Raw genomic sequence first — 2,768 nt, forward strand, 5'->3', positions numbered from 1 at the left:
GTGGGAGTGGACCGCCAAGGGTGCGGCGGGGTACGACGAGATGACGAACCTCCCGGCGCGCCTGCGGGCGGACCTGACCGCCGCGGTCCCGTTCTCCTCGCTGGAGCTCGTGCAGGAGGCGCACGCCTCCGACGGCACCGTCAAGGCGCTGTTCCACACCCATGACGGACGCGCCATCGAGGCCGTCCTCATGCGCTACCGGGACGGCCGTCGCTCGGTCTGCCTGTCGTCGCAGTCGGGTTGCCCGCTCACCTGCACGTTCTGCGCGACGGGCACGATGAAGTTCGGCCGCAACCTGACGGCGAGCGAGATCCTCGACCAGGCGCTGCACTTCCGCCGGATCGAGCCGATCGACAACGTGATCTTCATGGGCATGGGCGAGCCGATGATGAATCTCGACAACGTGCTCGCGGCCTGCGAGCGCCTGCCCGACGTGGGGGTCGCGAGCCGTCGGACCGCGATCTCGACGGTCGGCTGGATCCCCGGGATCGATCGGCTGGCCGAGCAGGCGCGGCCGATCCGCCTGGCCCTGTCGCTGCACGCCGCCGACGACGCGTTGCGCACGCAGATCATGCCGGTCAACGAGCGCTATCCCCTCACGGACGTGCTGGAGGCGTGCTCCCGCTTCTACGAGCGCAAGAAGCGCAAGGTGTTCGTCGAGTACGTGATGCTCGACGGGGTCAACGACAGCTACGGGCAGGCGGTGCAGCTCGCCCAGGTGCTCGACCCGAGGATCTTCAAGGTCAACCTCATCCCCTACAACCCGACCGGGTCCTACGACGGGTCCAGCCGGGAGGTCATCGAGGTCTTCCGCGCGGCGCTCGAGGAGCACGGGGTCGAGGCGACGGTGCGGCTCACCCGCGGCCGCGACATCGACGCGGCCTGCGGTCAGCTCGCGGCCAGAGCGGGATAGCCCGGGCGCGACCGGGCGCGATCGCGGCGGGCACCGCGGGCGTCGGGTGACGGGCGTCCGCTCAGGCGGCCGGGGACGGCTCGGGCTCGAGCCCCGGGACGGTGCTGGAGCCGGCGTCCTCGTCAGGCTGGGCGACGGCCGTCGTCCCCGCCCGCGCCTCGCCGGCGCGCAGCAGACGCTCGCGCAGGTCCGCCTCCTCGTCGGGCGACGGGTCCCACTCGGTGACGGGCGGCAGGTCCTTGAGCGAACGGAGGCCGAACAGCTTCAGGAACAGCGGCGTGGTGCGGTACAGCACGGCGCCGAACTGGGACCGGCCGGCCTCCTCGATCAGACCGCGCTCGAGGAGCGTCTGGCTCGCCGAGTCGGCGCTCACGCCACGGATACGGGTGATCTCGGGCCGTGAGGCCGGCTGCAGGTACGCCACGATCGCCAGCGTCTCGGCCTGGGCCGGGGACAGCGGCGGTGTCCGCGGCTTGGCCAGCAGGCGGCGGGCGGCGGGTTCGGCCTCGGCCGAGGTGGCGAGCGTGTAGCCCCCGGCGACCTCACGCAGGATCAGGCCGCGCCGCTCGGGCACCATCTCCGCGCGCAGCACGTCGAGCGCGGCGACGAGCTCGTGCGGCTCGCACTCGCAGGCGTCGGCGAGCTGCGGAGCCTTCACCGGGTCGCTGGACAGGAAGAGGAGGGCCTCGACGCTGCGGGCGATCTCCGCGGCACGTACGGGCTCGACCTCGGCGGGATCGCCGATGGGCTCCGGCTCGGCGCTCGGGGCGGGTGCGACCGGTTCCGGAGCGTCGGCCGTGGGCTCGGCGTCTGCGTTGGCCGGCGACTCGTTCTCGACGGTCGGCTCGGCCTCGACGGTCGGCTCGTCGCCGGGCGCGGCGGCCCGCTGGCCGAACGGCACGACGATGCCCCGCCGCTGCTCGTCGGACCCGCTCACGCGCCGACCGCCTCCCAGCTCGGTCGCGCGTCGGCCTGCGGCACGCGGATCGCGATGTCCCCGAACGGCTCGGGCTGGTCCCAGGTCGCCTCACCCTGCTTGTAGAGCTCCAGCAGCGCGAACAGGGTCACGGCCACCGTCATGCGGTCGGCGCCCTTCACGGCCTCGTCGAACGTCGTCGCTCCACGGCGCAGCAGGCCGCGCAGCAGCTGCAGGCGCTCGGCGACCGTGACCTTCGGGATGTTCAGGTGGTGGAGGCTGATGCGGTCGGGCATCCGCAGGAGGCCGCCCATCGCCTTGCCGAGCCGGCGCGGGTCGTACACCGACTCCGCCTCGTCCTCGCGGAACTCCCGCAGCCACCGTGGCAGTGGCGCCGTGCGGTAGCGATGGTGGTGCTCGTCGGCCAGACGCCGTTGCAGCTCCTCCGCCGCCCGCCGGTAGCGGACGGCCTCCAGCATGCGGGCCAGCAGTTCCTCCGCCGCCTCTCCCGGCTCGAGGTCCAGGAGCTCCTCCTCCTCGCGCGGAAGCATCAGGCGCGACTTGAGCTCCAGCAGCGCCGCGATCAGCACGAGGAACTCGGTGGCGACCTCGAGGTCGAGCTCACCCTTGGCCTCGAGGTGGTCCAGGTAGGAGAGCACGACATCGGCGAGCTCGACCTCGAGCAGGTCCACCTCTTCCCGCAGGACAAGGGTCAGCAGCAGGTCGAAGGGACCGCTGAAGACGTCGAGGTCCAGCTCGAGCTCGGCGACGGTCATCGGCACGAACGGCAAGGTAGCGCGCCGGTCGGACGCCCGGGACGGCCCGGGGAAAGTCCCTGCTGAGAAGGTCTTTCGGGTACGAACGATCGGATTCGGCGCCTCGGTCAGCGCACCCGCGACCGCACCGTACGGGAGCGCACCGGCCGCCGGATCCCGTCCA

The 2,768-nt window shown here is 72.3% G+C and carries 3 protein-coding genes; 1 reads left to right on the forward strand and 2 read right to left on the reverse strand.

What is annotated here, in order from left to right; genetic code table 11:
- A partial coding sequence (gene rlmN, locus ABYE80_RS19430; RefSeq protein WP_372791959.1) for a 23S rRNA (adenine(2503)-C(2))-methyltransferase RlmN occupies positions 1-913 on the forward strand: 913 nt, incomplete at its 5' end.
- Between the two features lie 61 nt (positions 914-974).
- Here the strand turns inward: rlmN and scpB are convergent.
- Both scpB and ABYE80_RS19440 read right to left on the reverse strand, forming a co-directional pair.
- On the reverse strand, positions 975-1,850 hold the full coding sequence (gene scpB / locus ABYE80_RS19435) for an SMC-Scp complex subunit ScpB (RefSeq protein WP_372791960.1): 876 nt from the start codon (positions 1,848-1,850) through the stop codon (positions 975-977).
- Positions 1,847-2,605 carry a ScpA family protein gene (locus ABYE80_RS19440; RefSeq protein ID WP_372791961.1) on the reverse strand — a complete coding sequence of 253 codons (759 nt, stop codon included), beginning with the start codon at positions 2,603-2,605 and terminating at the stop codon, positions 1,847-1,849. Before ABYE80_RS19440 ends, scpB begins: the two co-directional genes overlap by 4 nt.
- Positions 2,606-2,768 lie beyond the last annotated feature (163 nt).

The organism is Paraconexibacter sp., from assembly GCF_041602235.1.
Lineage (GTDB): Bacteria > Actinomycetota > Thermoleophilia > Solirubrobacterales > Solirubrobacteraceae > Paraconexibacter.

What these genes read in the sequence shown, in the direction of transcription:
- ABYE80_RS19440 (WP_372791961.1), bottom strand. Translation starts at nt 2,605, where the DNA reads ATGACCGTCGCCGAGCTCGAGCTGGACCTCGACGTCTTCAGCGGTCCC.